Here is a 26,982-nt window from a genome sequence, read left to right on the forward strand (position 1 = left end):
TTTGTAAGTTATAAGTTAGACTTTCCAAAAGTGAACTGTAAGTTGAATCGAAAATTAGATTTTTTAACCATAAATTATAAGTTATATTTGATAATATTAAATTTTAATTAAGATTGAGTTAATTAAAAAATATCTGCTGGATCGGCAGAACGTAGTTTTCGAACTGCGATCGCACCGGAAATAATGCACATAATCATAGTTAAAACCAACACCATCACGGCCCGGTCAAAACTCATAAAAACTGGTAATAGAGTTGCATCTCTGGCGCTACTATACATAAATAATGAAAAAACAATTCCCGGGAAATATCCTAATACTGCTAATAGTAAAGCCTCCTGAAGAATAACCATCAATAAATAATTTTGTGTATAACCTATTGCCTTGAGAGTAGCGTATTCAGCTAAGTGATCTGCAACTTCTGTATAAAGGATTTGATAAACAATCACAGTTCCTACAATGAAACCCATGACAGTCCCTAATGTAAAAATAAACCCGATAGCTGTACTGTTTGCCCAATAACTGCGTTCAAAATCAATAAATTCTTGCTTAGTTAAAACATTGATCTCTTTAGGTAAATACTTTCGTAATTCTTGGGCAACTACTTGAGAATCTGCTCCTGGCTTTAATCTAATCAGCCCAATATCAATTAATCCCGGTTGACGATTACTAAATATCCGTAAAAAGTTAATATCACTCGTAATTAAATTTCCATCTGCGCCGAATGATGCACCTAATGTAAATAGTCCCCCTACTTTAATTTGCCGTCTTCGTACTTCTGCTGTTACAGTCTTTCCTTGGCTAAAATTAGCAGCAATTGGCCCATATTCTACTCTGGAAGAACGGTCAAATAGAACTACATCAGGTAGTTTAAGTTTATCTAAGTTCTCTTGAACTCCAGGTAAGTTAACTATATTAGTTTCTGGGTTCATTCCAAATATCAGGATACTACGAGGACGACCTGTAACAGGATTTTTCCAGATTGTAAAGTCTAAATATATAGGATGTACTGATTGGACTGCGGGTAAATCCAAAGCTTTATATAATCGTCTTTGAGAAAAGCTTCTCATTGCCAGAACAGCACTAGATTGACTATTTATTAAAACAATATCGCCCTGTAAGCTGTTATGAAATCTAACGTTACTATAATACAAAGCATCCCGGAAGCCGAGTTGCATAAACATTAAAATATCGGCAAAAGAAATTCCTGCCAAAGCCACAGCTAGGCGAGTTTTTTCTCTTGTGAGTTGTAGCCAGGATAAAGGTATTTTTTGACTCATCTTATAGGCATCCAAGCACAGCTAAAAAATTCGTAATTCGTAATTCGTAATTCGTAATTTAGTTTTTTAGAGAAAATTGAGTAAGAGAAAAAGTTAACGGTTGTATCGAATTTACAGAATGCTTAAAAGTGATTAGACAGGCTAATTAAGAAGATTCCCAATCCAAAATATCAAATTACCAATTGGTAATACTGTTCACCTATAACTTGGTTAGTTATTAATTTCGACCAAAACTTTAGCGTAAGTTAAACCAGATACTTTCTGGCTATCTTCTGGAGGCAGAGCAATTTTAACTTCTACAACTCTGGCATCTACATCTGCTGCTGGATCTGTATTTAGCACGTCCTTTTTACCAATTTTTCTGCCAATTTCGGTGACAGTTCCCTTTAGTTCGCCGCTAAATGCTCCATTGTCGCTGCTGATAGTCGCGTTTTGCCCAATCCGCACTTTACCAATGCTGTCTTCGGCGACTTCGGCAATTACATACATTTGGCTGGTTTGGCCGATTTCAGCAATACCATTTGCACCTATGGCTTCGCCTGACTTGGTGTAAACCTTTAAAATCTCTCCAGCGATTGGTGCTTGAACGTAGCTTAACCTGAGTTCTGCTTCGGCTTTTCTGACATTTGCGATCGCATTACTAACTTGGGCTTGCGCTACTTGCACATCGGTAGGACTAACATCTAAAATTCTGCTCAGTTTGGCCTTTTCTTCATCAATTTGTCTTTGCAAAGTTGCTAAAGTTTTGTCACGGTTAACTTTGGCTTCGATTAGCTGCTGTTGCAAAGTTGCTAAATTTTGTATTTGGTTAGCTCTAGCCTCAGCAAGTTGCTGTCGTACAGTTGCTAATGTCTGCTTTAGGGTAGCTTGGCTTTCAGCTACTTGCTGATTAGCGGTTACTGCACTCAAACGTCTACTATCCCGCTCTTGCTGAGAAATCGCACCTTCTTTGTATAAAAAATCATAGCGTCCAGCATCAACTTGGGCATTGCGCTGTTGGGCTTGAATCCGTGTAAGGGTTGCTCTGAGAGCTTCTCTTTGCCCACTGAGTTCAGCTTCTAGGCGATTTACTGTTGCTTGTTGAACAAGTTTATCTCCACTTAACTGGGCTGCAATCCGCGCGATCGTTGCTTGTTGACCATCTCTTTCGCCAAGATACTGCGCTTGTAGACGGGCAACAACTGCTCTTTGGGCTTGAATATCTCTTGGAGATCCAGCCCTAACTTGCGCTAAGTTGGCACGAGCTTCTTGCACTTTGGCTTTTGCTTCTTCTAATCCGGCTATTTGGCTATCGCGGTTATCCAAAATTGCCACAATTTGCCCTTGTTTTACCTGTTCACCCTCTCTCACTAAAAGTTGCTGAATGCGTGATGATGGCGATAATCCTGATGATGGGGCAGACAATTTAACAACTTCGCCTCGTGGTTCCAAACGCCCTACAGCACTAATGCTATTAGTAGATGGCATTACGGGGGCAGATGTAGTTAGTTTTCTCATCTGCTCAATTTTTGCTGTACCTAGTATCCCCGCAGCGATTACTACTGGCACAGCTATAGCGATACCCCACCAAATCTTAGGTTGTTCTTGATTAACTGCCTGCTCAGTTGGCTTTGGCTTTTCAGTCACCCTTGACATAGTATGTTGCCCATTTATCTGAATTGTGCTGATGGAAGTAGAAATAAAAGGGTTTTTAATCAACAGCCAGCTGCTTAGTTAGAACAAACAAAAGTAGTTTAAAGCTGAGTATGGCTTAAAACTCATTGGGTGATGAACGTTCAACACAATGGTTTTATAAAATGGTGTTTTCTATAGCAATGTCTGACGACAAGGTACTGATGCTCCTTCTCTGCGAGACGCTACGCGTAGCTTGCTTCTCCGTAGGAGTACGTCGCTACCGCTTTGCTAATGCGTCTGTGCTGGTTTGTATGCAATACACTTTAACTTCACTTCCATTACTCTTTCTTGAAAGGCTATCGTTTACACACAAGTATTTTAGAGTTGCAGCTTAACGTTGGGTGGGTTAATCTTAGCGATCGATACAATGCCATTGTTAGTTGATACAATGTGATTGTTAGTCGATACAATGCGATTGTTAGTCGATACAATGCCATTGTCAGCCGATACAATACTATTGCACCTCAAGAGACTTGTGTGTACACCTTAGCTCCTAAAAGCAGAGAGGCTTTGAGGCTTACTTACTCCCTAACTCTTGTAGCGTCGGGGCTGTTTTTGTTAGGTGTGTATTGAAATCGAGACAATAACTCTGAGTATTATTGAGACATGAGTGCAATGGGAGTGAACAGAATTTGCAAGCAGTATAAATCTAGTAGTCTGTCCCATTAATTTTGCTAGGTTTGTAGTAAGCACTTTAGTGCTTGAATATTTGAGGACTAAAGTCCTCACTACAAGCGTATTTACCCTTTAAATTTAATGAGATAGACCATACTAGATGTAGAGACTGGACATATCACATCTCTACACACCCAAAATGGTATGATGCGGTACTTTACTGCTACATTCACTACGCCTACAGTTAGTCCTAAAATTGAAAAGAAACATCAAAAATAGACTGTTACCTTTGCCGGATACAATCTTGCTACAAAAGTTAGTCTTCCTTAAGTGAATGAATGATTAACTAACTAAAAAATATCTGTCAACTTGAGCATTCTTAACATCAGAGTTTCCTTAATTTTCTGGTCAATGAGTTAGCTGTCTCTAGTTGCTTGCATTTACCAAGACAACAAACCATTTTGTGATATTCGCTTCAAAGACCTGATTATTCTCCCTGTTGCTATTTTGGGACTCCATTAAACTATCGTTGAATGAATTCTACATTTATCTGTTACGCGAAAACGTAACAGAACCTACAGATAGGTGAGATGGGGAGATGATCAAGTTGGGAGATCGAATAAAACTGTGGTCATATAATTTTCTGCCCAAGCTGGGCCAAAGGCTTTTTCGAGTACGCGGCGGGTTTTATCGTTTTGCTGCTGTTTGGTGCAGTAGTTGTGTTGTCCAGCGAGGTTTTGTGTGACTTGTTCAACTGAAACAGGATGTGAAGCGATCGCTTGGGTACAATGAATGTCTAAAAATTCTCGCACCCGCGACAGAAACATTGCTTCTTCTTCTGGGGAACCGGGACGCACAAAGATGCAAAAATCCGAAAAAATATTTCCCCATTCTGGTAATTCACGGGGTTGGGAAAAGTTAAGCACTTTTAGCTGTGTCAGTGCTGTAGTATAAGATTCTGGTAAGGTGCGCTCTGCTTGGATAGGAGAAAGGTCTGCGATCGCTGCACTAATTTGACCTCTACCGCCAACTAAATCGCAACCAAACATCGGCAGGTTGTATTCGGGACGGGGAAACATGACGCAGTGCAAAATATCCAGCATATTTCCGATTTTCGCCAGTTCCAAATGCATTTTGCGAAACTGGGGCGTTTGATAGCAACGGTTTTCAATCGTTAGTTTTTCGCCTTCTAGTCTACCTTCCACATACCCCAACTCATCAGGCAAATGGTAGGGCGATAGATCCAGGTGCTGATGCCAAGCTGCCTCAATACAATCAGCTAACTGACGAATTAGGGGATGTTGTTGCTCACGCAGCGAGGGCATAGAAGTAAATGACATAAGCTAGTTGGGAATGCGGTCTAATGCCAGTCTACAACCTGTCGTGCCACACCTGTTGTAGTCTGCAATATAAGCAAACACTTGCACCCAGGCAACGTAAAGAGTGATGAGTAATGAGTAATGAGTAATGAGTGATGAGTAATGAGTGATGAGTAATGAGTGATGAGTAATGAGTGATGAGTGCTGAGTGCTGAGTTAAAACTACTTGGCACTCAACACTGAGCAACGTAAAGTTATACGACAGATGCTTTTCACAAAGATTATTTATTTTGTAGTCTAGGTTACAGAAATAATTTTAAATTAGCCCATTTGTGAAGGCTAATAGGAAGCTATGAAACTAGATTCTCGTAGACCAGATTTTGCTGTGCAACCAAGAAGGCAGAATGTGGAAGGCTTTCAGCAGTTAAGGGCTTCTATTTGGGTGAAACTTTTGCTACTTCCCAACCCCTTTAGTTTTGACGAAGCACTTTTATTGTGTCCAGTTTCAGCTGATGAATGGCTAGCCTGGATTCCAGATCATGGGGAGGCAATACTTAATATCAGGCAATTTAGTTATTAGTCATCTGTCATTTGTCATTGGTCATGCCAGAAATCTGTGGCATCGTATCCCAGTTCTGCGAGCATGTGCCGGAGTAGGGGTAAGCTGAGTCCTATTACATTGGTGTGACAGCCTTCGATTTTTTCGACGAAGAAACTACCAAAACCTTCAATGGCAAAGGCTCCAGCACACTTTAACGGTTCACCTGTGGCAACATAAGCAAGAATTGCGCGATCGCTCATTTGAGCAAAGTAAACTCTTGTAACTTGAGACTTGACTATTGTGCGGTTTTGGTCTAAATCAATTAAGGTGTGACCTGTGTATAAGTCACCAAAGTTACCTTGCATTATCTGCCAACGAGCGATCGCTTCAGAAATGTCTGCTGGTTTGCCATAAATTTCACCATTTATAGACAAAACTGAATCACAACCCATAATCAAAGCCGATTCAAACTGCGGGGCTACAGTTTCCGCCTTATATTGGGCAAGAGTTTTGACTAATTCTGCTGGTTCACTTAATTGGATTTGCGACTCATCAAAGTCACTAGCCCGAACTATCGGTTCAATACCAACAGTTTGCAGCAAGCGGCGACGGGCTGGAGAAGCTGAAGCAAGTACAAAAGGTGGAATTTTCATGAGATTTATAAAAAACTTGTTAATTGGGTATTGGGCATGGGGCATTGGGCATTGGGCATTGGTGATTAAATTTCTTGTCTATCCCATTCCCTATTCCCCATACCCCATTACCCATTCCCAATTAATAAACAGAAAAAGAATTTACAACCTCATCAATCATTCTTTTAACTTTTGGCCAGCGTTTTTCAGGAATTGAGGCGTTGAGGGTAAAAAGTTTACCACGGCTTACAGCGACGCTGGCGATATTGTGGCGTTCCTGTTTATTGGCGAGTTTAACCTCATACTCTAAAAGGTAGTATGTTTTACCGTCTACTTCTCGCTGGGCAGCATTGACTAATTCAGCCGAACGACCAGAATCGGGAGGCGCAAGAGCAGCTTTTCCTAACTTATATCCTACTTCTGTTGGCGTTCCCAATTCTGACAAAGTTTTGCCTTCTGGAACTGGGCTAATCACAACAGAAACATTTTCAGACACCTCAATCAAATCGTGGAAAACCACATCTGGGCCGTTAGCAACTTTAACTTGCAGCCAGCCGTTAGGATATAAAAACTGATAGCCATCATTAGAGTCTATAAAGCTTTTGAGTCCAGCCGCAGCCGCCACATCAGAATTACTCAGGCTGAAACTCAACATTAGTAGCAAAATTAATACAATTCGTTTCCACATTTATACAGATTCCTTTGGGCTGGAGACAACACCAGGCTTGGATCATTTATCGTTATTATTCTCCCACCAACAGGGACGCTTCGGATAAGGCATTAGATGTTGACAAATACTCTCTGGTGTATCACCTTACTGATAAAGCGGTGTGAACTTGTCTCCCTTGCCTCTTTTTTCATCCATCTTTCTTGGCCGGAAACTCGCTCAGGCTGGACTTCTATATACACGGTAGAATTTGTAACCAAAAACGCAAAGGATACAGAGCAACTGAATTGATTTATGGAGAAAGCTTTAAAATGTATTTCGATAGCACATCGTAAAGCCTATAGCATGGCAATGCTTAAAGCGAGTCTTACGGCACGCTGGCGCGAACGAGCGTCGACGCACAGCGCATATTTACTACGTCCAAGTTTTCAGAGCAAATAAATTTATTGATAAGGATTGTAATGCAAGAATTTTGTTAGCGCAGGGTAAAGCCTTCTCTACCAGAGGCTGCGCCAAAGGCATGACAACGCTTAGAGCGAGTCCGCAAACGTCAATTTTGAATTTTGAATGCCCCGTTCGCGTAGCGTCCCGCAGGGAAGGCGTTGACTCTTGCAAGAGGTCTATTTTATCAAAAACAGCAGCATGGCTCTGTTGCGACTTAACTATCATCTTATTTGGGCAATAAAACAGGGACAGCCACTAATTGCCTGCGAATATGAAACTCAATTTTACGGTTATATTTTTGGCAAAATCTTCTATGCTTAATGTACTTAAATACGTTGCCTTTTTTATTATTACTACCTATATACTATTTGCTTGCCATGCTTGGACACCGACCAACTTAAAACGCCCTCCCTTGAAAGTAATATTTGGATCTTTTATTGGTGAATGTCCAGGCATTATTGCTCAAGAGAAAGGATTCTTCAAAGCACAAGGTATAGATGTGAAACCATTAGATATGAAACAAATTAATAAAAAATACATAAAATTAGAACAAGCAAATTTTAATGCGGGTAAATATGATGGTATTTCATTATCTTTAGGAACTTTTATAATGTTAAGTGCCACTAATCCCGATATACAAAGTGTGGTTATTATAGATGAATCAACAGGAGCAGATGTGGTAGTATCCCAATCACAAATTAAAACTGTTGCTGACTTGAAAGGCAAAAATCTGGGTGCAAATCTAGGTGGTTTTAGTGAAGTTTTCGTGACTGAGATGTTGAAAACTGCAAACTTAACCAGCGATGATGTGAACTTGGTTAAGTTAGAGGCTTCAGAAATTCCTCAACGCCTAAAAAATAATGTTATTCAAGCCGGACACACTTGGCAACCCCATCTTTCTGAAGCTATGAAATTAGGAGGAAATATCCTATTTACCAGCAAACAAACCCCTGGCTTGATTTTAGATATGATTGTCTTTCGCGGTGATATAATCCGCGATCGCCCCGAAGACATTCGTGCGTTTGTGCGAGGATGGCTACAAGCCGCGAACTACTGGAAAGAAAATGTTCAAGAAGGAAACGCTATCATCAGCAAAGTTTTAAAAATTTCTCGTAATACAATCTCTCTGGAGGGAGTAAACCTAACTGATTTAGGTGAAAATCAAAAATTATTTGAATCTAGCAATCCTAACTCCATTTACAAAACTGCCAAGATATATGCAGATTTTTTTATTCGCTCTGGAAACGTGTCGCGCATTCCAGAGCTAAAAAGTTTATTTAATTCTTCCTTCTTAAATCTTGCTCCCTAGTTTAAAGACATGCAGCAATCTCTTTTGGACAGCATCCGTACAAAGTTGATCGCTTCGTTTCTTATTGTTGCTTTGATTCCGTTGCTGTTATTAGGATTTATTAACAAACATACAACTGAAAAAGTACTAACTGAGAACGTTCAACAAGCCCTATTTGCAGCAGCTAGCGAAACTACTAACAGAATAGATGCTTTTATTGATAGAAATCTCAACGCTGTGCGAGTAGAAGCGCTTTTACCAGGTTTGGCAGGCTACCTCAGCCTAACTCCAAAAAAGCGAGATGACAGCCCCGAAATGCAATTGGCGACAGAAACATTAATCAGTCTCAGTCGCAAAGATATGGTTAATATTATCTCTTATGCTTTACTCGACTTAAACGGAAAAAATGTATTAGATACATATACATCAGATATTAGCAAAGATGAATCAGTTCAAGATTATTTTAAAAACCCGATGAAGACTGGGTTTTCTTTTGTTTCTAGCATGAAGCAATCACCAATAATTCCTGATCTTGTTACCCTCTTTTTTAGCAGTCCGGTTCGCAATGCCAAGGGAGATGTATTGGGTGTATTACGTGTTTCATATAATGTTACTGTTATTCAGCAGTTAGTAACTAGAAAAAGTCAGCTAGCTGGGGATAAATCCTTTGCTCTTCTTTTAGATGAAAATAATATTTATCTGGCACATAGTACTGCACCAGAACTACTTTTTAAATCAATTGTACCTTTGCCTTTGAATGTTGTAACTCAACTACAAAAACAGGGGCGTTTGCCTAATTATCCTGTTAAACAATTGGCAACTAATGAGCCAAAACTTAAGCAAGCATTGGATAATAAACAGTCATACTTAATTGCACCTTTGTCAGCAACAGGTAATCAGGTTAATATGATTGCGATCGCTCGTTTAAAATATCAACCTTGGTCTGTGTTGTTCGCACAGCCCCTTGCTGTTGCCCTAGTACCTGTAGAAAAGCAAATTCGTGACACAATGTTTCTCTTTGCAATTATCGCTTCAGTGGTAACAATTATCGCTTTTGCTATTGGGGAACTGCTAACAAAACCAATAATTTATCTTACCAATATAGTTTTCCAGTTTACCGCAGGTAACTTAGATATCCGCGCCAAAATTAGCTCACAAGACGAGATAGGTCAACTAGCTAAATCGTTTAACAACATGGCACTTCAGTTACAAACATCTTTGGAAACTTTGGAACAACGGGTACAAGAGAGAACAGCAGAGTTAGTAATTGCGAAAGAAAAAGTAGAAGATGCAAATCAGAAATTAGAACAACTAGTAAATCTAGATGGTTTGACTCAGGTGGCTAACCGTCGCTGCTTCGATGGACGACTACAAGCAGAATGGAAACGCCTTGCACGAGAGCAAAAACCCCTATCACTGATTTTATGCGATGTTGATAAATTCAAACTTTACAACGACTACTATGGTCATCTGGGAGGCGATGATTGTCTAATTACGATCGCGCAAACAATGCAACAGATGGTTCATCGTCCTGCTGATTTAGTAGCGCGTTACGGAGGAGAAGAATTTTCAGTACTCCTCCCCAATACTGACTTACTAGGAGCAATCAAAGTAGCAGAAAGTATTCAGCAAGCAATTCACAATAAAGCCATTCCCCATGCACAGTCTGATATTAAGGATATTGTCACTCTTAGTTTGGGTATTAGTTCTGTTATACCCACTTGCGACATCAAGCCACATACACTTATCCTTTCCGCCGATCAAGCCCTGTACAATGCCAAACATAAGGGGCGCGATCGCTATTGTACTCATTAAGCCCATACTATCGAGAAACAAAAAACCCCGACTTGATAGCCGAGGTAGATGGGAGAATTCCAAATGTCGATGAGATACACCGATACCTAAATCTTTTTTTCTTAGCTAACACCAGTAAGGTAGTTAAGTTTGGACTTTGCTAAGTTATATAAATAAATTTAACAAATATATTACAAATAGTCAATTTAACTTGACAAAAAATATTTATAGCTCTCATAAGAGCTACTTATCAAGGCTTTTGGAGGTGTGGTAAGTGAATTAAGGAAAATAAATCAAGGTACTAGGAATTAAGCCAGAGACTAGCTACTAGATCGCTAAAGTCTTTACAATTCCTTTGTTAGCTCAAAAAGTATTTCTTGACCTATGACGAATCAAGCTCCTATCCCGGTTATTGTCAATGGTGCTGCTGGTAAAATGGGTCGTGAGGTGATTAAGGCGGTGGCACAAGCGCCTGACTTAAACCTAGTGGGTGCAATTGACCACAGTTTGGAACATCAAGATAAAGACGCTGGAGAGTTGGCGGGTTTAAGCGAACCTCTGGAAGTGCCAATTACCAATCAACTGGAACCAATGTTGGGGTATGTAGCTGGCGATAGACAATCTCCTCCAGGGGTGATTGTAGACTTTACTCATCCCGATTCAGTTTATGACAATATTCGTAGTGCGATCGCTTATGGTATTCGTCCAGTAGTTGGCACCACTGGGTTAAGTCCAGAACAAATTGAAGATTTGGCAGACTTTGCCGACAAAGCTAGCACAGGTTGTCTAATTATTCCTAACTTCTCCATTGGCATGGTACTGTTGCAACAAGCTGCGATCGCAGCCTCCAAATATTTTGACCATGTAGAAATTATCGAACTGCATCACAATCAAAAAGCTGATGCTCCCAGTGGTACTGCCATTCAAACGGCGCAGTTACTAGGAGAATTGGGTAAAACTTTCAACCCTGCTCTTGTAGAAGAAACGGAAAAATTAGCAGGAGCAAGAGGCAGTATAGCAGATGAAGGGATTAGAATCCATAGCGTGCGCTTGCCAGGATTGATTGCCCATCAAGAAGTTATTTTTGGCGCAGCCGGACAGATTTATACTTTACGACATGATACGAGCGATCGCGCTTGCTATATGCCAGGAGTTCTACTAGCAATTCGCAAAATCTTAGCGCTAAAGTCGTTAGTATATGGATTAGAAAAGATACTTTAAACTTTAACTATTCAGCATTCATGTTAGTACCACTGACTCGCCAGAAATTTGAACAAGTTATCCCCCTAATTGCCACTGGTTTGCAGTACAAGTACTATTGGGGAAAGTTTTCAAATTTTTTGCAACGGCTGTTAATTTCTGTAGTTGCCGTAGTTGTTATATTACTTGTGACAGTCGTTTTTAAACTTGAGTTTGCTTCAATAGTATTTGTGCTAGGGATAGTTAGCGCTTTTTTTTGGTTGTGGTATCCAGTGTTTCAAGCAAGTATGCGGAATTTGCAATGCCGCCGTTATAAATATGGCGGCTTTTTCCGTGGTCGAGTACTAGATTGGTGGATTACAGACCAATTAATGGGTAAAACCGAAACAGTCAACAGCAAAGGCGAATTGGTGATTGTAGAAAACCGAGAAAAACAAATTAACTTAGAAGTGGGTGATGAAACAGGATTTACCATTGAGTTCGTAGCACCGTTACGTCCTGCCCACAAAGTTATTACTCGCGGTCAAATTGCCGAAATGGTAGTGTTATCAAATCGTCCAGATTTGAGCAGTATTGAACAATTTAGCGATATATACATTCCCAGCCGTGACCTGTGGATTAGCGATTACCCTTATCTGCGGCGTGATTTCTTTAATGAAGTTGGTCGTCGCCTGCGCGAAGACCAACAAGAAAAACCACGTCGTCGGCGGCGTAGAGTAGAGGATTAAACCAATTCGCAATTCGCAATTCGCAATTCGCAATTACGTTTTGTGACGGGGATTTAGCTGAGGCATCAAAACGCCCTGTCCTTCAAATGCTAGGACTTAAACCCCTAAAGTTTATTGAAGAAGAAGTGTTCGGGTATTTGAATTCGTTGATAAGTCTTTTCTGGTATGTACCTCACACTTTCTTAACGAGAGCATCCCACTTTGATGAGCTTCCCATTTAAACGATAAGTCACTTGACCACAAACAAAACCCGCCGACTTAGGCTCTACATAAGTCCGTGTGGGTGGATTTTGTTTATCTAGCTGCGATTTCCAGTTGCCAGATATTTTCTTTAAAGTAGGATATTTATTGAAAAATTGAGAATTTGTAATAATATCGTTAGGGCCCTTAACAGTTATCTTTGAACTGTTAATGTATATATTATAATCATAAACAACGTTGTTATTTTTAGTATTATTATTAATATTCTTTCCAGGGAAAGCATAGAGAATATTCCTTAAAATTCTGACATCAGATGACGTATGGGCAAATATTTGTCCTCCATTAATTTCTGGACTTTGATTATTTAAAACAGCAGTATTATTGACAATATCAACATGATCGCTTAAGTATGTATGAATGCCCGAACCACCATTATTAAATGTAAGATTATTTTGAACTAAAGTACGTCCTATATAGGGAGTCAATTTCGAGTCTTGCCGCTCATTTTTTGAGCCATCAATAATAATGCCATTACCATCTGTGATCTTGCTAGCTTCAATCCAAGGGATGTACATGCGATTGTTGTAAACCTTGTTGTTGGTAACAAACATTTTGTATCCCCGATTGTTGTCGGAATTCCAATTGTGCAACATTGAAATACCACTAGCACCATAAATACTATACCAGGCATTATCGAACACAGTGTTATTATCCACCGTCACATAATCGGACTCCATCGCTACGATCCCTACCCCTCCGCATTTGTGTACTTTGTTATTCAGAATACGAATGTGATGCACATGACCATTAGCTCGTCCGTCAACGTTTATACAGTTTCCATTTGTAAGCTGATTTGTTCTGTTAGTCTTCTGACTTAATGCATAATCAAGGGTGATATTGTCATTGTTTCCGATGACCTCCAACCCGTTGATCTCGATATATGAAGCTCCATGTGAAATCAGAACACCGTTCCATGTATTGTGTTTAATTTTTGGGAAATGACCAGGATATGCTTTATACCTAATCCATGCTTGTGCAGTTCCAGAACGTTTAATATCTACTACACTTCCAGCTTGGGCTGAATTTGTGTATACTCCGTTCATAATCAATACTGTATCGCCAGGATTAGTTATATCTGCTGCCCTTTGAATTGTCCTAAAAGCAGATGAAGTAGAGACTCCGCTATTTTTATCGTTTCCATTGCCGCTAACATAGTATGTTTTCGGAGCCGTCTTAGCGGTGATTAGCTCGCGGCTAGGTTGGCTAATTTCCTTATTAATAGATATTTGATGAACGTTTTCAACTGAAGATAATTTTATCTTGTTTCCCTCAACTAAAAGACCCAATGCCACTGGAATTGCAAGATATGCACTTAATCTAAAACCTTGAATTACCACAAGAAAAGGCTCCTTTATTACTAGTACTTAACAGAAATATCAGGATATTCAGTAATTTTAAATACTATTTTGTATTAAGGTTATGATACGGATGACTTTCCTAATTTCCCCGATTTCTATCTTGTCCATAGGCTTGCCAAGCCAAATCTACCAATCCGTCAACGATCGCAGCTGCAACAACTGCATTACCTTTGCGACTCTCTATTGTAATATGGGGCACTAGGGAGTCTTGTAAACGTCTCTTCGCTTCATCAACATCGACAAATCCCACTGGGGTCGCAATTATCAAAGCAGGTCTAATTTCCTCAGCCTCAATTAACTCTAGCAGTGCTGTTAGCGCTGTTTGCGCTTGACCCACTACAAAAATGCCCTCTGGATAACGCTTTGCTAAAGTTTCGATTCCCCATGCTGCCCGAGTTTTTTCTTTTTGAGGGCGTGTCAAAGCTTCCATGCTGCAATACACCGGGTTAGCAAAGGTATTTTGAATCTCAGATGCAATACCTACTTGTACCATTGGCACATCTACCACAATGGTAGTACGTGCGGCTAGTGCTGCTGCTCCTGCTTGCAAGGCACGCTCAGAGAAACGAATCAAAGACTTATACTCAAAGTCAGCCGTAGAGTATATTACCCGACGCACAATCTCATATTCTGCGGGTGAAAATACATGGTTTTCAATTTCGTTATCAATAATTGCTAAACTTTGAGCATCAGTTACGTGCCATTCCATTTTTGTTGAGCTTCTTAAATATTAGCTTTCAGCTTATCAGCTTCAGGGAGTTAGGAGTTAGGAGTTAGGAGTTAGGAGTTAATTAAAAACTCATAACTCAGCACTCCTAACTCAGCACTCATAACTCACTGCTAGAAGAAGACCGACTGAAAATAGGAGATAGGTAGGCAACCAAGACACCAATAATAAAGCCAGATATATTGCGAACTAGAGGTAGCCAGTCACTTGTGCGTGTCACTACTGGCCCAATGCCAAAAGCGAGAAATAAGATTCCCCACAACGGTGAGAAAATTAAAGCCCATTGCCAAGCAAAAACTTGTCCTTTCTCACGGGGTTGAGCCGCAAACCCACAAATTATCCCACCAATCACTGAGGTAATCAAGGTGAGAATCCATTGCTCTCGTGGCAATCCGGGGACAACATTGCAACCACCTTTTAGCAAACAGCCTTTAACGGATTCTAAAGCTTGCAGAATGGCTTGGTCTTCGCCTTGTTCGCGGACAAAGTATAAATTACCAAAGCGGGTTTGCAGTTCTATCCAGAATGTCCTGGGTAAAAGTTCATAAACAGCATCGCCAACGCTAAAACTGAGGATGTTACCGCCACGAGAATCGGCAACGAGTAAAATGCTTTTGTCATCCAAGCCCCAATATTTGATAACTGCCCGACCTGGAGTGCGGTCATACTGAGTCAAGACTCGCAGTTTCCAGCCTGTATCGGCTTCAAACTGTTCTAAATCTTTGACAAGCTTTTCTTCTTGCAGCACAGGCAGAGATTTAGCTAAGTCTACAACTGGAGTAAAGGTGTCAGGGAGTAATTCAGGATTGTCATAAGCCAGGGCCGGGGGAGAATGCATCACCCAAATTGACCCAGCCAGGAAAAATACTGCAATAGATACGAGAATTCTTCGCCAAAAACAAGATTGCATGGACGTTTTTATACAAATATCAACGGTAGAAGTGAACAAGTTGTTTTAAAAGAGTATGGGAAAAATGATAGTTCTTTACACTTGTTTACTTTACTCTAATCTAAGGGATCAAAGCAAAACGTTTTTGGGAATTGGGAAGGGAATTTTTAGTACTACATAAAACATTTTTGTCAATAAGTAAAAATACTTAAATAGACTAAAGCCATAGTGGAGTTCCGCATACAATAAAAGCAGAACAATTAGAGGTGAGAAATGACTAACAAAGAATTATTAATCCAAGAAATAGAAACTTTACCGCCGGAGTTATTAACAGAAGTACTCGATTTGATACGTTCTATTAAGGTTAACTATACAAAAAAGGAGTTGAAACCAGGTAAGCTTGAATCTATACTTTTCAACGATCCTATAGAAACTTCTAGCGATCAAGAGCAACTTACATATCGTCCTGCTTCGGGACGCTCCATCCTTCGACACGCTGGCACTTGGGAAGGTGATGACTTTTTCCTACCTCTGGATATAAATATTTGCCAAATTCACACAAATTGACAACATCACGGGTGCGAATGTAGCTTTTATCAAAGCTCCGATATCCGCTACGTTTTGCAAATACTTTTAAATCACCTATTCCACTGTCCCAAGATTCATCATATTGGCTATTAAGAATATCTACAAATTTACGAACAACTTTGTATGTACTTGGTTCTTGACAAAAATTTGGGAACAAGCACATTTCTCCTAAAAAGACTGCTTCATTAAAATATGCTTCACCCGTTCTGCCAAATTGATCAATACAATGCCAAAGTTTATCTATAAACAAAGCTCGCTTTTTTAAGCTGATAAAATAGCAAGTTTTGATATTGCATAAGGAAGATAAGCAATACGCCATACCATTTTTTGGTCAATCTTCGTCATCGAAATTGGTTTCCCAGCTAGCAGCGTCGTTGTAACCGTCATTAACGCGGTATACTTCTGCTTTTACCCGACGATTTTCTTGCCTTAGCACTTCTCGTTCTCGCAACGTTAGTGGTGGTTGTTCATTGGTAGGCAAGCGATCGCTATTTCGTCTCGGAGGTTTTGGGCGTGTGAAGTTTCTCCAAGCAGCTTTTGCACCAACAAAGATGCTACGTGTACTTACTTGCAGATTTTGAGCCTGAATTCTTGCACTATCAAGACTTTGATCGACTTGTTTAGCTACTTGACTGGCACTTTTTACACCTTGACTGACATCATCAGTTAAATCAGTTATTTCCAAACCAGTCACACGGATAGCTTCTAGAGTAGGCGGTAACTCCCGTGAGAGAGTATCAAATAGCTTTTCTGCACTACGAGCCGCCCGTGCTAACTCCTGCAAAGCCGGTATTGCCGCCACTAAAACCGCAGTCAAGCTTGTGGCAACTAAAAGTAAGGAGAGTCCCAACCAAAACAGGGGATCAATCACGGTAATGTCATTTATGAGCGTTCTAATTGCTGGGGAAGATAATCTGAGTCTTCAGGTGATGTTTGCCGCTTTAAGATTTGGCTTTCCTTCTGAGTGGCATCTACACCTGCTGCGATCGCTTCCCGTAATCGATCTAAAGTCTCATCCCAGTTCCTTAGTGCGCTAGCAGAGAGACGATCTGCTTGGATTTGCACACTCGTTGATAAATCTTCAGCCAATTCTGGGATAGCATTGGCTGATTTCTTCAAAATTTTACGTGTTTCGCGCCCTGTACGTGGAGCTACGAGCAAACCGGTTAAAGCACCGATAGTAGCTCCCAGCATCAAACCGCCAAAAAATACTCCGGAACGGTTATTAGACATATTGTTGTTTCTCTCTTCTTACACCTATTTTAGGCGGGTTTTCTCTCCTTGCAAGACCGACTGATTTTATTCAGTTAATCTATCTGACAAAATATCAGCCAAAAATGTTGCTTTTATTCATTAAACATTAGAACCATTAATTATTTATAATTCAAAACTCCCTGCGTTCCTGTCCCACCGTATCTTTGTGCCCTCGTGTCAGCCATAATTATAAATGTTCATGTGAACTTGACATAACTCATTTTGCAACAATTTTTTTCCCGGATATTAACTCTAGCCTCCGAAAATAACGCTGCCAGATTTTCTGTCCTTGCAAAAGTAGACTGATAATTTGCCGCACTTGTTGGATTTTTATTTGTAGCGCTTGATTTTTCTGCCGGAAATTATAAATACTCTCCTGACTGAGATAAATATTTTCAGGTGCTTTATTCAATGCTGCATGAGTACAAGTTTCATAAATGGTTAACCTATCTGCTATATATGCTAGCTGCTGCTTGAGTTGCCATACCCGCCAAGCCACATAGAGTAGTATCACTGAAATGAGAATATTAACGAGGATAACTAAAATTACCATTTTTTATCTTTACCAATATCAGCTTTGAGGAATTTTTCTATATACTTGACTACGAATTTTAGATTTTAAATTTTTTGGGCATGAACCAAAAAATCGCCAATTCGCCAATTTTGTAATAACTATATGCCCACACCTCGCAAAACCACAGCTACAATTGCCTTAGATTCACGACTCGGTTTGCGAAATCAACCCGTATGCTCAAAAAGCCCCAGCGTTACTACGTTTCACTTCTTAAGCTGATAATCCTAGTCAATTTGCAACCTTTGCGGAATCTAAGCATAATGGCATAGCCCTTGAACATCGGGAAAGAGAACTACACTACACTGGCGATCGCAAGCTCCCCAGCATCACCTTTATTATTGTGCTACTGCCTCTACCAGTTTTCCAGTTTGTCGCCTGAAGTTCACTAAAATTTTGCCTGCAAAATCTCACCAGTGCTTAAATCAGCAAAACTTGCTAGATGTGTACTGGGGAAAAGGAAAGTGGGAAAAGAGAGAGAGTCTATCAATTCCTCTTCCCTTATACAATTTTCCTAGCCGATGGCTTGCCTCTGGTATTTTGCAATTCGTTACTAATAATGATTATTTTTTCTATATATCCAGTAGGACGTGAGGATGTCAAAAATCTTACCATCAACTAATTTATTTCGAGTCATTTTTGTTGCTTTGACGATTGGATTTGTTGGGTGTGGAAATCAAGCTGCAAGAACTACATTTACTGAAACTACCACCCAGGTAAATGAGAATCTTCCTAAAGTTGTAGCAACGACAAGCGTATTATGTGATTTAACCAAACAAGTTGCTGGGAATACAGTTAACCTCACTTGCTTAATCGATCCTAATGCCAATCCTCGCGTTTATAAACCAAAGTCAGAAGATCGTAGAGCCATTGAGCAAGCTAATCTCATTCTTTATAATGGCTATAATTTAGAACCAAATCTGATCAAATTAATTAAAGCAACTAAAAACACTGCACCGAAAATAGCTGTCGGGCAACTTGCAGTATCTAAGCCACAAAAATTTGATAAAGATGGTAGAAATGTAATTAATCCTTATCTGTGGCACAATACCAAGAATGCTATCAAAATGGTGGAGGTAATTAATAGTAATTTGAGGAAATTAGAATCTAATGATGTAGCGAATTATAACAGCAACACCAAAAAAATCAAAAATGAACTAACTCAACTAGATAGCTGGATCAAGTCAAGAATTACGAGTATTCCTACTAAAGATCGCAAGTTAGTTACAAGTTCTGATGCACTGAGTTATTACGCCAAAGCATACGGTATTCAATTAGCAGGCGGATTACAAGGTATTAGTAGTGAAAAAAACTTGACAGCTACACAAGTGCAAAATTTGGTTACAAATATTAAACGGGCTAAAGTATCAACAATTTTCCCTGAAGCCGCAGTTAATGAAAATTCACTTCAATCTGTAGCAAGAGTTGCTGAAGTGAAAATTTCTGATAGGAAGTTATACGTTGAGGGGCTTGGTGAACCAGGAAGCGAAGCAGAAACTTATCAAAAAATGATGATTGCCAATACACGCACAATTGTAGAAGGCTTAGGAGGGACGTATTTAATGTTTCAACCGAAAGCTGCAAATTAATTATAATTCCATTAATCTGATAAACCGAAGTATTTTGTTTAATAAAAAAGTCGGTTTATCAGCATATTTTGGAAAACGAAAAGGTGAATGCTATTTGTCTTTTAATCTGATATCAATAACAGTTGCATTGAAGTTGTAGTTAAAACCTTCCAACTCAAATGGCATTCCAATTTTAACTTTACTGTTACCTAGAACTGGGCCATTATCTGTTACCTGGGCTTTACCATCTAGAGTTAAAAGCAAATCTGTACTAAAATTGTTGGTTTTAGGATCTGGTAATTCTTTAACAGTGCCATCAGGTTGGGAAACATTGATTGTTCTAGGTAGCTGTTGAATGGATTTAATCTCAATCTGTCCATAAGGTTGATTGCGGATAATCACATTAGTCTTTCCACCTTTTTTTAAACCTTGGTTAAATAATTGCTCTGGGTCACGGACATTCAAACCACGAACTACTAAGTCTACTTCTATAGGTATTGTTTTCGCACCAACTTGGGCAACAGAACCAGAAGTGCCAGGAAAGATAAAGATGCCAAATATCACTAGCAGAATTACCAGTGCAGCACCTAAATCTAGAAGATTGATTTTGCCGAACAAGCGACCTTTTGAATCTAAAATAGCCATAAAAAATTTTCCGAGGTAATAGCGAAGTAATTGATTGTAGCAAGAAGGATTTCGATGAAAACGGCAATTTTTCCTATTTGGTAATAACTCAAAGCGGCTAGGCGTTGCGGTTATGCGACAGTTTATCACGAGTTTTGTAAGTTCGCAGGGGTGGCAGTTGACCCCCAAATTTTTGCCCGTTAAGATTGACACACCTAGAAAGTAATATCTAGTGTTTCAGCCTATCTCTAGAGGGAATCTCTAGCGCCACACAATTCGGTAGATTTGCGTAAGCGTTAGCTGTATCACAACTCATTTGCTTTTGAGTGAAGAATGCAACTTAGAATACTCTAAATCCGTCTCATAATTTGTCCCATCATTTTATGTCCTTCCAAAATAATATTCAGAGTTTATTATGTTCAATTGGAAAATTTTTGTTGCAAATTACCGGGTGTGGCGGCGTAGCTGGTTTTATCCTTTAATTTCATTGGTAGTTGCCCTGAGTCTGTGCCTGAGTACACCAGTACCTGGAAGGGCTTTAGATTTCTTGCCCCTTTTACTCCAAGGAGTTCAGGCATTTCAGCTTTCTAATATGTCCTCTAATCAAGAAGTCGATCTTGGTAAGCAGATTAATCAGGAATTAGTCGGCAGTCAAGTCCGACTTTATCGCAATCCCGAAGTTAATCGCTATGTCGAACAAGTTGGCCGGCGTTTAGCAGTTAATAGCGATCGCCCCAATCTTCCTTATACCTTTCAGGTAGTTGAGGATGACGCTATTAATGCTTTCGCTACCTTGGGCGGCTATGTCTATGTCCACACGGGTTTGCTGAAAACCGCAGACAATGAAGCAGAACTCGCTAGCGTCCTTGCTCATGAAATTGGTCACATTGGCGGTAAACACGTAGCCAAACAGATGCAACAAAAAGCGCTCGAAAGTGGGCTATTAACAGCAGCAGGCTTAGATAGGAGTACGGCGGTGAAAATTGGTGTCCAGTTAGCACGAGACTTGCCCCGCAGTCGTAACAATGAATTTGAAGCCGATCAAAGAGGACTACGAACTTTGACACGTACTGGTTACGCCCAGTCTGCAATGGTTTCCTTTATGCAGAAGCTATTGAAAAAGGGTGGTTCTACTCCGACATTTTTGAGTACGCACCCCGGAACTAGCGATCGCATTGAGGGTCTTAGACGTGCAATTAACTCCCAACCTAGTAATGCAAATTATGGGTTGGATAATGCTAGTTATAAAGCCAATATTCGACCATTAGTAAGGTCTTGAGGGAATTGGGAATTGGGAATGGGGAATTGGGAATTGGTTATTTCCTCCTTACTCCCCCATCTCCCATATTGTTTAATTTTTATTCCGGCGATCGACTTTAATTTTGGCTGGATTAACAGTAATTACAGCCTCTTCTAAGGGCAGGGTACGGATATAATTTTTAAAAATATTAACTTGATAAACCAGGTTATTCGTAACATCTAGTGCGGTCAACCAACCACTGCGGGGATGATAAGCGCCAGTATCTATGTCTAGCCATCCCTGTCCTTGTGCCAATTTGCCAGGAGAAACATCAGGCAGAGTAAAAGTAATAGTGTGACCGATGATAATGAGCTTATCTGGAAAGTAGGGTTTCTCGATGCTGTGAAATTCCTCTCGTATCCAGCAGAGTTGATCGGCAGTTTGTTCTGTTACCGATTTGCAAGGGTCAACACCAGCATGAGTTAACCAAATATCCCCCAAGTCGATATATGTAGGCAAACTCTTGAACCAATCTAGATGATCGTCAGGGATTGAAGACTCATGATAACTGGCTACAGTCGCTTGCCCCCCACTGTACAACCACGCTTGCATTGTCGGGCAGGAAGTTCTTTCATTTGTCAGAATGTTTAATAACATCTGCTCATGATTTCCCAGCAAACATGGGTAGTTATGTCGTTTGACAAAATTAACTACTTGTGAGCTATGAGGCCCGCGATCGATTAAGTCCCCCAAAAAATAGATTTGATCGTCTGACGTGGGAGCGATCGCCTCCAACAAAGTCATCAAACCTTCATAGTGCCCATGTACATCCCCAATTACGATTCGTCTGGGGCTAGTTTCGCTCATTGTCTCTTAGCTTCAATAGTTTGGCTAATACTTCTGCTACAGTTTAAGCTGTCTGGTTTCCGTAATAGAAGGTAAAAATACTGAATAAGTTGTATTTTAATTTAATTATTCTCCCAAAAACTAATTTAATTATTCTCCCAAAAAAAATATCTTGATTATTTTCCCAAAAAGAAAATATATTTATGATGAACATAGAGTAAAGTTCATATTTCTTAATGCTAAAGAATAAAATCGGCCAATTTCACCCGCGTTAGCTTAGAATCAAAGCTGTCGCTGTATTACTCACTTTATACCCCAACAATGTCTAACGATTTCTCTGCTGAGATTAGTTCGCGCATCTGCAAACACATGAATGACGATCATGCTGATGCCATAGTGATTTATGCTAAAGCTTTTGGTGGTGTAAAGGATGCGATCGCAGCACAAATGCTGTCAATTGATGCACAAGGCATGAATTTAACAGCACAAGTTAACGGTGAAGCTGTACCAGTTCGCATTCAGTTTGATCATGTTTTAGTGGATGCAGAAGATGCTCATCAAACTCTCATTGCGATGGTGAAGCAGGCTAGGCTGAAAGCAAACTAGAAATTGAGATAAGTAATTACCATCTTTGAATTACGAATTACGAATTACGAATTACGAATTATTTATTGGCTACTGCGGCATCAGGCTTGGTTTGAATAATGTCAAACTTCCAGCCTGAAGAATCATTAGGCAACTCATAGCCAACACTCTTAACATGAGCCAGCATTAACTCATCTCGTTGATGCCAAACAGTAAATATTTTTTCCCTGCCATCGTAAAGCATTTCTAGGTCGATTTGATAAACCTCATTTACTCGCTTTAGTTTCAAGCCCAATAAATTTAAGAGTCGGCTAAGTATTTTTATTGCCGAAACCTGCTCTTTTTCTCCGACTAAGTTAATACCAAGCGCCCTTTTAATATGCTTACTATGCTGAAAAACAATATTTTTAAGCATAATTAAATCTGGATTACTCTCGGTAAACTCTCGTTCTGGTTCGAGAAACTGAAGCATTCCCAAAGCTCTCATCGCTTCAACTTTAAGGGTATAAGTTTTTAAATCTGGTAAAAAAACTTTTCCTTCACCCCAAGACAATTGCTGATGCCATTCTTGCTGATCTCTGACGTGAAAATACTCGCTCTCATGAGTTAGATAATAATGAATTAAAAGTTGACGATAATATCCTTGCTCATCTTGCAATTTCAGCCAAGGAGTGACTTTTACACCATACCTTTGTCTGAGAACATATTTATTAATTTGGTTACGCTCTGCATCAGTTAGAGAATGCTTTCCTAATAGCTGCTCATATTCTATATAATCGATATCTTTAGCATTAGCTACAGCAGTTGCTATCGATAGTTGATTTTGCTGCTTAATATCCTTAATTTTGCGTTTAATATCTTTAGCTTTTTGACGGCTCTGCGCCCAATCTTTTTGAACTTTGACAATTTCTAAAATTAATCTTCTGCGAGTAGCTAAATCATCAGCATCGGTTGCCAAAAATGCAAGGCGTAAATCTCGAATAATATTATTGTGAACAGCATTACTCCGCATCTGTATTTGATGCCCATCAGCAATCAAACCATCTTGCATTGATTGACGATAGAGGCGAATAGAAGCATTTACCCGTGCAGATAACTTAGCCCAAGTTCGCAAATGAATCGGGTCATGAACTAAAGGCAAATCCACATCTATTTTATGTAGTGGACTAAGCAAAGCTAAGTTTTCTTTTTGATTTTCTTGATACCAGTCAGATAGCAAGCGATAATTTGTACTACCACTACCAATTAAGCCAATACCTCGTTTCGCGCACCAGACAACACGCGGCACATCATCGCGCACTCTTGCTAATGCTTGTCTTGCTTCCGAGTCTGGAATTACCCCCTGAAAAATACCATAAACTCGATCAAAATGTTGGACATCAATACTAATTCCCGTACCCAGACTAGGGGTAACAAAAACGCCATCATATTCAGATATTTTTTGATTAATTGCTGCTATAAAATCAACTGCTGCATGGCCAGGTGTATTTGTAGTATGACTACTAACTACCAGAGTTTTAGGAAATTGTCGTCGTAATTTTTGTAGCCTTTCTTTCAGATAACGTTCAATTGTTTCACAACTATAACGCCCAGCCCGACTATCGGTAGTAACATAACATTTACGTCCAGCAAGTAAATCTAATTCCAATTGGTGAATTAACGGTGTTGGGTTGGGCGAATCATAAAAAGTTACATCCCAACCATGCTGAGGCTTCCATTGATTGAGAACTACCCAAGGCGTTAATTTAATTCCTGCTAATCCCTGCAAATATTCCAGAGAAACATCTGATAAATCAGCATCTTGGGCAATGACTAACCCACCAGTTGTTAAAACTGTAGAAATTAGTTGCTGGAATAATCTTAATATTTTTATACGCTTGTGTTTACAAGTATTACTGTTTAATAAATGCCACAAAGATTGTTCTACTTCATCTAAAATGACTATTGCTCCATGCCAATTTTCAGGGTTAAGTTTCCAAATCGAATCAACGCACAATCCAAGGGATTGCTGAGGAAAGGGTGAGCGGAGGATAGGAGGAGCGGGGGTAAGTTTTTTCTCAATCATTTTATCCCCATCTGTTTTATGGGTTCCCCATTGAATACCAATTTTTTCACACAAAAATCTTCCTAATAGGATTCTGTGAGTAATTAATAAAACGGGTTGGTTTCTAATTTTTGCTTGTTGAACAAGAGCTTGTAGTGATGTAGTTTTACCTGTCCCTTTTGCCGACTTGACTCCTACTAAACCAGAAGTTGGGAAAGGAATTTCACCTATATAAGGACGATTCAAAGTGAGAGCAGCAGGAATGGTTAACTCTGTGTGGGGTTTGGTTTGAGCCAGATAAATTTCTAAATCAACACTTTGGCGATAAACTTTCTCGAAACTAGTTGCACCTTTGGCAACGATAAACTCATCAACTCCTTTTTCAATTCCTGGAAGTTCGATTACTTTAACAGAGCAATTTTCTTGCTGGAATAAACAACCAAGTTGAGAAATAGCATTATTTACAGCAGCAATTGTTTTTGGTTGAGTTTCAAAATCAAAACAAATATAAAAGCTACGTTTTGTAATTGCAAAAACTGCTAAGTCAGGAATTAGCTGACGACGGGTAACTTTGCCAAATTCATCTTTAACGACCCGATAACCACTAGTAATTCCGGGAATAGCAATAGCCGCATATCCTTGTGTCAACAGCGTTGCTGCTTTTTTTACACCCTCGCAAAGAATCAGGGGAATGTTATGTTGCATCACCCATTGCCAAAAGCCTTTAGCTTCACCATCAGCAGTAATGGTGATATTGTCAGGCATGACCAGATTATAACGTCCAGCAACTTGCTGCCATACTTGCAGCGTTATCCGCAAACAAAACACCCGCGTTGGCGTGCTGGGAGGATGCTCGTATTTTATAGACTTACCATTATGATTCTGTCGGGGTTGATTTGGCTTAAAGCATCCCCATTCCATCATCTGCCAATTATTCAAAGGGTCTAGCCCCGAACACCACCAACCACCTTCAGTAATATGAGCATACCGCTGCAACCATCCAGCTTTCACCATTCCAGTATTGGTGCGGGGGAGTAGCTCAGAAATCAATAGGTACTCATAAGCGGTTACGCCTTGGAGTGACCTAAAATTGAGTTGCGCTAGGTGTAAGTCTATACCACTACTATTGACTAATTCTTCAAGGTGTTGGGGATGTAAATAGTGCAGATGCATAGGGAAAGCCGCGAAGAGAAGACAATGAGATTAAAACATTAACATGCATCTGCTTTTTTTCTATAAGAGAGATTGCGAGGCTTTTGTGATGCTTTTTTTACTTCGTTATGCAATACACATCGGTTCGCCCTTTAGTAGATTATTCTGCCTATTAGATCCCCAAAGTAATAATTTTGTATTGTGATATTTGTTCGATTTTAATTTTAATTTATCAGTAAATCTCCGCGTTAAGGAATGCGATCGCCATAGGGTAACATCTTCATTGACTTCAGCAAAAACTTTACACCGATTGTCTAGCTGCGATCGCACCTCATGTTTAGGATGTGACATATCTCAATGAATCAAGTCATGTAGGGATAATTCATATAGACGCAGCTTCCCGCAGGGTATGACCCCTACTGCGTGTAGTTTTGTGTAAGTTCTAACTTTTACTCAAGTAGCACGGTAACTTCAAAAGCTGATTAGAGCTAAAATAGACAACAATTCAAACAAGTTCAATTCGCTTTATAAACCTTTTGCTTTTAGTTCCAAATGTAGGAATATGGCTTTGTACCTTGTGATTTTACCGTGTACTTTTTTCATCACTAGCTATTTTTTATTAAAAAAAAATAATGAAATCTCGCATTTATTAACTGTATTTGCGGCTATCAGCTTGATTTTAGGGTTAATATTAGCTCCTTGGCAGATTTTACTTCTACTATTAATTATTATTCTTATCAGTACCAGCTACGAATACTACACAAGCAAGGTAGTCAGTAGAGAAATACAATATCCACAACAGCTAGTTACCAAATCTGAACCAAATTATAACTTAATCTACCGTGGGGCTTCCTATTGTGCTGATACTAATGCCAAACCGAATGGAATAGCCATACCATTAGTAACCCATAAATTGAGCTTTCGGGGATGTACTTATTTTGTTTGCGCTGATCCCAATACACAATCGGCTGGAATAATTACACCACCAGTAACCTATAAATTGAGCTTTAGGGGAAGCACCTATTCTGTAAATAGAAATGCACGTAAAGAAATTAAAGAGCAAGTTAGCTAGTACAAGTTTGGGTAAAACCAGCCA

At 39.6% G+C, this 26,982-nt stretch carries 25 protein-coding genes; 10 read left to right on the forward strand and 15 right to left on the reverse strand.

Annotated elements, in window-relative coordinates; all coding sequences use genetic code 11:
- Positions 1-122 precede the first annotated feature (122 nt).
- The 3 genes from devC to RMZ41_RS10270 form a co-directional block, all read right to left on the reverse strand.
- The gene (devC, locus tag RMZ41_RS10260) at positions 123-1,277 is read right to left on the reverse strand and encodes an ABC transporter permease DevC (RefSeq protein WP_322641434.1); all 1,155 of its coding nucleotides are present in this window, start codon (positions 1,275-1,277) and stop codon (positions 123-125) included.
- Between the two features lie 210 nt (positions 1,278-1,487).
- Entirely contained in the window at positions 1,488-2,912 is a 1,425-nt protein-coding gene (locus RMZ41_RS10265) for an HlyD family efflux transporter periplasmic adaptor subunit (RefSeq protein WP_322641433.1), read from the reverse strand.
- 1,256 nt (positions 2,913-4,168) lie between these two features.
- A complete protein-coding gene (locus tag RMZ41_RS10270; protein ID WP_322641432.1) occupies positions 4,169-4,906 on the reverse strand; it encodes a phycocyanobilin:ferredoxin oxidoreductase in 738 nt (245 codons plus the stop codon).
- Between the two features lie 331 nt (positions 4,907-5,237).
- Here RMZ41_RS10270 and RMZ41_RS10275 point away from each other — a divergent pair, with 331 nt between their 5' ends.
- Positions 5,238-5,465, forward strand: a complete 228-nt coding sequence (locus RMZ41_RS10275; protein WP_322641431.1) for a hypothetical protein — start codon at positions 5,238-5,240, stop codon at positions 5,463-5,465.
- 14 nt (positions 5,466-5,479) lie between these two features.
- On the opposite strand, the gene RMZ41_RS10280 is transcribed toward RMZ41_RS10275, so the two are convergent.
- Positions 5,480-6,079: a nucleoside triphosphate pyrophosphatase gene (locus RMZ41_RS10280; RefSeq protein WP_322641430.1), complete on the reverse strand. Its 600-nt coding sequence runs from the start codon at positions 6,077-6,079 to the stop codon at positions 5,480-5,482.
- 121 nt (positions 6,080-6,200) lie between these two features.
- Complete coding sequence (gene psbP / locus RMZ41_RS10285; RefSeq protein ID WP_322641429.1) at positions 6,201-6,746, reverse strand: photosystem II reaction center PsbP; 546 nt, start codon at positions 6,744-6,746, stop codon at positions 6,201-6,203.
- 736 nt (positions 6,747-7,482) lie between these two features.
- Between psbP and RMZ41_RS10290 the strand changes: the two genes are divergently transcribed.
- The 4 genes from RMZ41_RS10290 to RMZ41_RS10305 all read left to right on the forward strand — a co-directional run bounded on the left by RMZ41_RS10290 (position 7,483) and on the right by RMZ41_RS10305 (position 12,179).
- Positions 7,483-8,478 carry an ABC transporter substrate-binding protein gene (locus RMZ41_RS10290; protein ID WP_322641459.1) on the forward strand — a complete coding sequence of 332 codons (996 nt, stop codon included), beginning with the start codon at positions 7,483-7,485 and terminating at the stop codon, positions 8,476-8,478.
- A gap of 9 nt (positions 8,479-8,487) precedes the next feature.
- The gene (locus RMZ41_RS10295; protein WP_322641428.1) at positions 8,488-10,272 is read left to right on the forward strand and encodes a diguanylate cyclase domain-containing protein; all 1,785 of its coding nucleotides are present in this window, start codon (positions 8,488-8,490) and stop codon (positions 10,270-10,272) included.
- 363 nt (positions 10,273-10,635) lie between these two features.
- The gene (dapB, locus tag RMZ41_RS10300) at positions 10,636-11,472 is read left to right on the forward strand and encodes a 4-hydroxy-tetrahydrodipicolinate reductase (RefSeq protein ID WP_322641427.1); all 837 of its coding nucleotides are present in this window, start codon (positions 10,636-10,638) and stop codon (positions 11,470-11,472) included.
- A gap of 20 nt (positions 11,473-11,492) precedes the next feature.
- Complete coding sequence (locus tag RMZ41_RS10305) at positions 11,493-12,179, forward strand: phosphate ABC transporter permease (protein WP_322641426.1); 687 nt, start codon at positions 11,493-11,495, stop codon at positions 12,177-12,179.
- Positions 12,180-12,361: 182 nt separating this feature from the next.
- On the opposite strand, the gene RMZ41_RS10310 is transcribed toward RMZ41_RS10305, so the two are convergent.
- From RMZ41_RS10310 to RMZ41_RS10320, 3 genes are all read right to left on the reverse strand, one after another.
- The gene (locus RMZ41_RS10310; protein ID WP_322641425.1) at positions 12,362-13,777 is read right to left on the reverse strand and encodes a right-handed parallel beta-helix repeat-containing protein; all 1,416 of its coding nucleotides are present in this window, start codon (positions 13,775-13,777) and stop codon (positions 12,362-12,364) included.
- A gap of 100 nt (positions 13,778-13,877) precedes the next feature.
- On the reverse strand, positions 13,878-14,507 hold the full coding sequence (locus tag RMZ41_RS10315; protein WP_322641424.1) for a precorrin-8X methylmutase: 630 nt from the start codon (positions 14,505-14,507) through the stop codon (positions 13,878-13,880).
- Between the two features lie 118 nt (positions 14,508-14,625).
- Positions 14,626-15,435, reverse strand: coding sequence for a TPM domain-containing protein (locus tag RMZ41_RS10320; RefSeq protein WP_322641423.1), 810 nt, complete (start codon positions 15,433-15,435; stop codon positions 14,626-14,628).
- 252 nt (positions 15,436-15,687) lie between these two features.
- Here RMZ41_RS10320 and RMZ41_RS10325 point away from each other — a divergent pair, with 252 nt between their 5' ends.
- The gene (locus tag RMZ41_RS10325) at positions 15,688-15,981 is read left to right on the forward strand and encodes a DUF2281 domain-containing protein (protein ID WP_322641422.1); all 294 of its coding nucleotides are present in this window, start codon (positions 15,688-15,690) and stop codon (positions 15,979-15,981) included.
- A gap of 352 nt (positions 15,982-16,333) precedes the next feature.
- Here the strand turns inward: RMZ41_RS10325 and RMZ41_RS10330 are convergent, their stop codons facing one another.
- The 3 genes from RMZ41_RS10330 to RMZ41_RS10340 form a co-directional block, all read right to left on the reverse strand.
- Entirely contained in the window at positions 16,334-16,873 is a 540-nt protein-coding gene (locus RMZ41_RS10330; protein ID WP_322641421.1) for a DUF948 domain-containing protein, read from the reverse strand.
- 11 nt (positions 16,874-16,884) lie between these two features.
- Entirely contained in the window at positions 16,885-17,235 is a 351-nt protein-coding gene (locus RMZ41_RS10335) for a YtxH domain-containing protein (RefSeq protein WP_322641420.1), read from the reverse strand.
- A gap of 238 nt (positions 17,236-17,473) precedes the next feature.
- Positions 17,474-17,809, reverse strand: coding sequence for a hypothetical protein (locus RMZ41_RS10340; RefSeq protein ID WP_322641419.1), 336 nt, complete (start codon positions 17,807-17,809; stop codon positions 17,474-17,476).
- A 614-nt stretch (positions 17,810-18,423) separates the two neighbouring features.
- Between RMZ41_RS10340 and RMZ41_RS10345 the strand changes: the two genes are divergently transcribed.
- Positions 18,424-19,416: a metal ABC transporter solute-binding protein, Zn/Mn family gene (locus tag RMZ41_RS10345; protein WP_322641418.1), complete on the forward strand. Its 993-nt coding sequence runs from the start codon at positions 18,424-18,426 to the stop codon at positions 19,414-19,416.
- 90 nt (positions 19,417-19,506) lie between these two features.
- On the opposite strand, the gene RMZ41_RS10350 is transcribed toward RMZ41_RS10345, so the two are convergent.
- On the reverse strand, positions 19,507-20,040 hold the full coding sequence (locus RMZ41_RS10350) for a DUF4330 domain-containing protein (protein ID WP_322641417.1): 534 nt from the start codon (positions 20,038-20,040) through the stop codon (positions 19,507-19,509).
- Between the two features lie 394 nt (positions 20,041-20,434).
- Between RMZ41_RS10350 and RMZ41_RS10355 the strand changes: the two genes are divergently transcribed.
- A complete protein-coding gene (locus tag RMZ41_RS10355) occupies positions 20,435-21,298 on the forward strand; it encodes a M48 family metallopeptidase (protein ID WP_322641416.1) in 864 nt (287 codons plus the stop codon).
- A 72-nt stretch (positions 21,299-21,370) separates the two neighbouring features.
- On the opposite strand, the gene RMZ41_RS10360 is transcribed toward RMZ41_RS10355, so the two are convergent.
- Positions 21,371-22,126 (reverse strand): metallophosphoesterase family protein, encoded by a 756-nt coding sequence (locus RMZ41_RS10360; protein WP_322641415.1) that lies wholly within the window; start codon positions 22,124-22,126, stop codon positions 21,371-21,373.
- 300 nt (positions 22,127-22,426) lie between these two features.
- On the opposite strand from RMZ41_RS10360, the gene RMZ41_RS10365 reads away from it, so the two are divergent.
- Entirely contained in the window at positions 22,427-22,711 is a 285-nt protein-coding gene (locus RMZ41_RS10365) for a DUF2470 domain-containing protein (protein ID WP_322641414.1), read from the forward strand.
- A 58-nt stretch (positions 22,712-22,769) separates the two neighbouring features.
- Here RMZ41_RS10365 and RMZ41_RS10370 read toward each other — a convergent pair whose 3' ends face one another.
- Both RMZ41_RS10370 and RMZ41_RS10375 read right to left on the reverse strand, forming a co-directional pair.
- On the reverse strand, positions 22,770-25,907 hold the full coding sequence (locus RMZ41_RS10370) for a plasmid replication protein, CyRepA1 family (RefSeq protein ID WP_322641413.1): 3,138 nt from the start codon (positions 25,905-25,907) through the stop codon (positions 22,770-22,772).
- Between the two features lie 105 nt (positions 25,908-26,012).
- Entirely contained in the window at positions 26,013-26,237 is a 225-nt protein-coding gene (locus tag RMZ41_RS10375) for a hypothetical protein (protein WP_322641412.1), read from the reverse strand.
- Between the two features lie 211 nt (positions 26,238-26,448).
- Here RMZ41_RS10375 and RMZ41_RS10380 point away from each other — a divergent pair, with 211 nt between their 5' ends.
- Positions 26,449-26,958, forward strand: coding sequence for a hypothetical protein (locus tag RMZ41_RS10380; RefSeq protein ID WP_409875076.1), 510 nt, complete (start codon positions 26,449-26,451; stop codon positions 26,956-26,958).
- Positions 26,959-26,982 lie beyond the last annotated feature (24 nt).

It is taken from the genome of Nostoc sp. DedVER02 (assembly GCF_034530675.2).
Lineage (GTDB): Bacteria > Cyanobacteriota > Cyanobacteriia > Cyanobacteriales > Nostocaceae > Nostoc.

Excerpts from the sequence above, each read along its gene's own strand:
- RMZ41_RS10315 (WP_322641424.1), bottom strand. The coding sequence starts at position 14,507 with ATGGAATGGCACGTAACTGATGCTCAAAGTTTAGCAATTATTGATAAC.
- RMZ41_RS10340 (WP_322641419.1), bottom strand. The coding sequence starts at position 17,809 with ATGGTAATTTTAGTTATCCTCGTTAATATTCTCATTTCAGTGATACTA.
- RMZ41_RS10265 (WP_322641433.1), bottom strand. The coding sequence starts at position 2,912 with ATGTCAAGGGTGACTGAAAAGCCAAAGCCAACTGAGCAGGCAGTTAAT.
- RMZ41_RS10355 (WP_322641416.1), top strand. The coding sequence starts at position 20,435 with ATGTTCAATTGGAAAATTTTTGTTGCAAATTACCGGGTGTGGCGGCGT.
- RMZ41_RS10345 (WP_322641418.1), top strand. The coding sequence starts at position 18,424 with ATGTCAAAAATCTTACCATCAACTAATTTATTTCGAGTCATTTTTGTT.
- RMZ41_RS10280 (WP_322641430.1), bottom strand. The coding sequence starts at position 6,079 with ATGAAAATTCCACCTTTTGTACTTGCTTCAGCTTCTCCAGCCCGTCGC.
- RMZ41_RS10365 (WP_322641414.1), top strand. The coding sequence starts at position 22,427 with ATGTCTAACGATTTCTCTGCTGAGATTAGTTCGCGCATCTGCAAACAC.
- RMZ41_RS10335 (WP_322641420.1), bottom strand. The coding sequence starts at position 17,235 with ATGTCTAATAACCGTTCCGGAGTATTTTTTGGCGGTTTGATGCTGGGA.
- devC (WP_322641434.1), bottom strand. The coding sequence starts at position 1,277 with ATGAGTCAAAAAATACCTTTATCCTGGCTACAACTCACAAGAGAAAAA.
- RMZ41_RS10360 (WP_322641415.1), bottom strand. The coding sequence starts at position 22,126 with ATGAGCGAAACTAGCCCCAGACGAATCGTAATTGGGGATGTACATGGG.
- RMZ41_RS10325 (WP_322641422.1), top strand. The coding sequence starts at position 15,688 with ATGACTAACAAAGAATTATTAATCCAAGAAATAGAAACTTTACCGCCG.
- RMZ41_RS10295 (WP_322641428.1), top strand. The coding sequence starts at position 8,488 with ATGCAGCAATCTCTTTTGGACAGCATCCGTACAAAGTTGATCGCTTCG.
- RMZ41_RS10380 (WP_409875076.1), top strand. The coding sequence starts at position 26,449 with ATGGCTTTGTACCTTGTGATTTTACCGTGTACTTTTTTCATCACTAGC.
- RMZ41_RS10375 (WP_322641412.1), bottom strand. The coding sequence starts at position 26,237 with ATGTCACATCCTAAACATGAGGTGCGATCGCAGCTAGACAATCGGTGT.
- RMZ41_RS10270 (WP_322641432.1), bottom strand. The coding sequence starts at position 4,906 with ATGTCATTTACTTCTATGCCCTCGCTGCGTGAGCAACAACATCCCCTA.
- dapB (WP_322641427.1), top strand. The coding sequence starts at position 10,636 with ATGACGAATCAAGCTCCTATCCCGGTTATTGTCAATGGTGCTGCTGGT.
- RMZ41_RS10350 (WP_322641417.1), bottom strand. The coding sequence starts at position 20,040 with ATGGCTATTTTAGATTCAAAAGGTCGCTTGTTCGGCAAAATCAATCTT.
- RMZ41_RS10290 (WP_322641459.1), top strand. The coding sequence starts at position 7,483 with ATGCTTAATGTACTTAAATACGTTGCCTTTTTTATTATTACTACCTAT.
- RMZ41_RS10275 (WP_322641431.1), top strand. The coding sequence starts at position 5,238 with ATGAAACTAGATTCTCGTAGACCAGATTTTGCTGTGCAACCAAGAAGG.
- RMZ41_RS10370 (WP_322641413.1), bottom strand. The coding sequence starts at position 25,907 with ATGCATCTGCACTATTTACATCCCCAACACCTTGAAGAATTAGTCAAT.
- RMZ41_RS10305 (WP_322641426.1), top strand. The coding sequence starts at position 11,493 with ATGTTAGTACCACTGACTCGCCAGAAATTTGAACAAGTTATCCCCCTA.
- psbP (WP_322641429.1), bottom strand. The coding sequence starts at position 6,746 with ATGTGGAAACGAATTGTATTAATTTTGCTACTAATGTTGAGTTTCAGC.
- RMZ41_RS10320 (WP_322641423.1), bottom strand. The coding sequence starts at position 15,435 with ATGCAATCTTGTTTTTGGCGAAGAATTCTCGTATCTATTGCAGTATTT.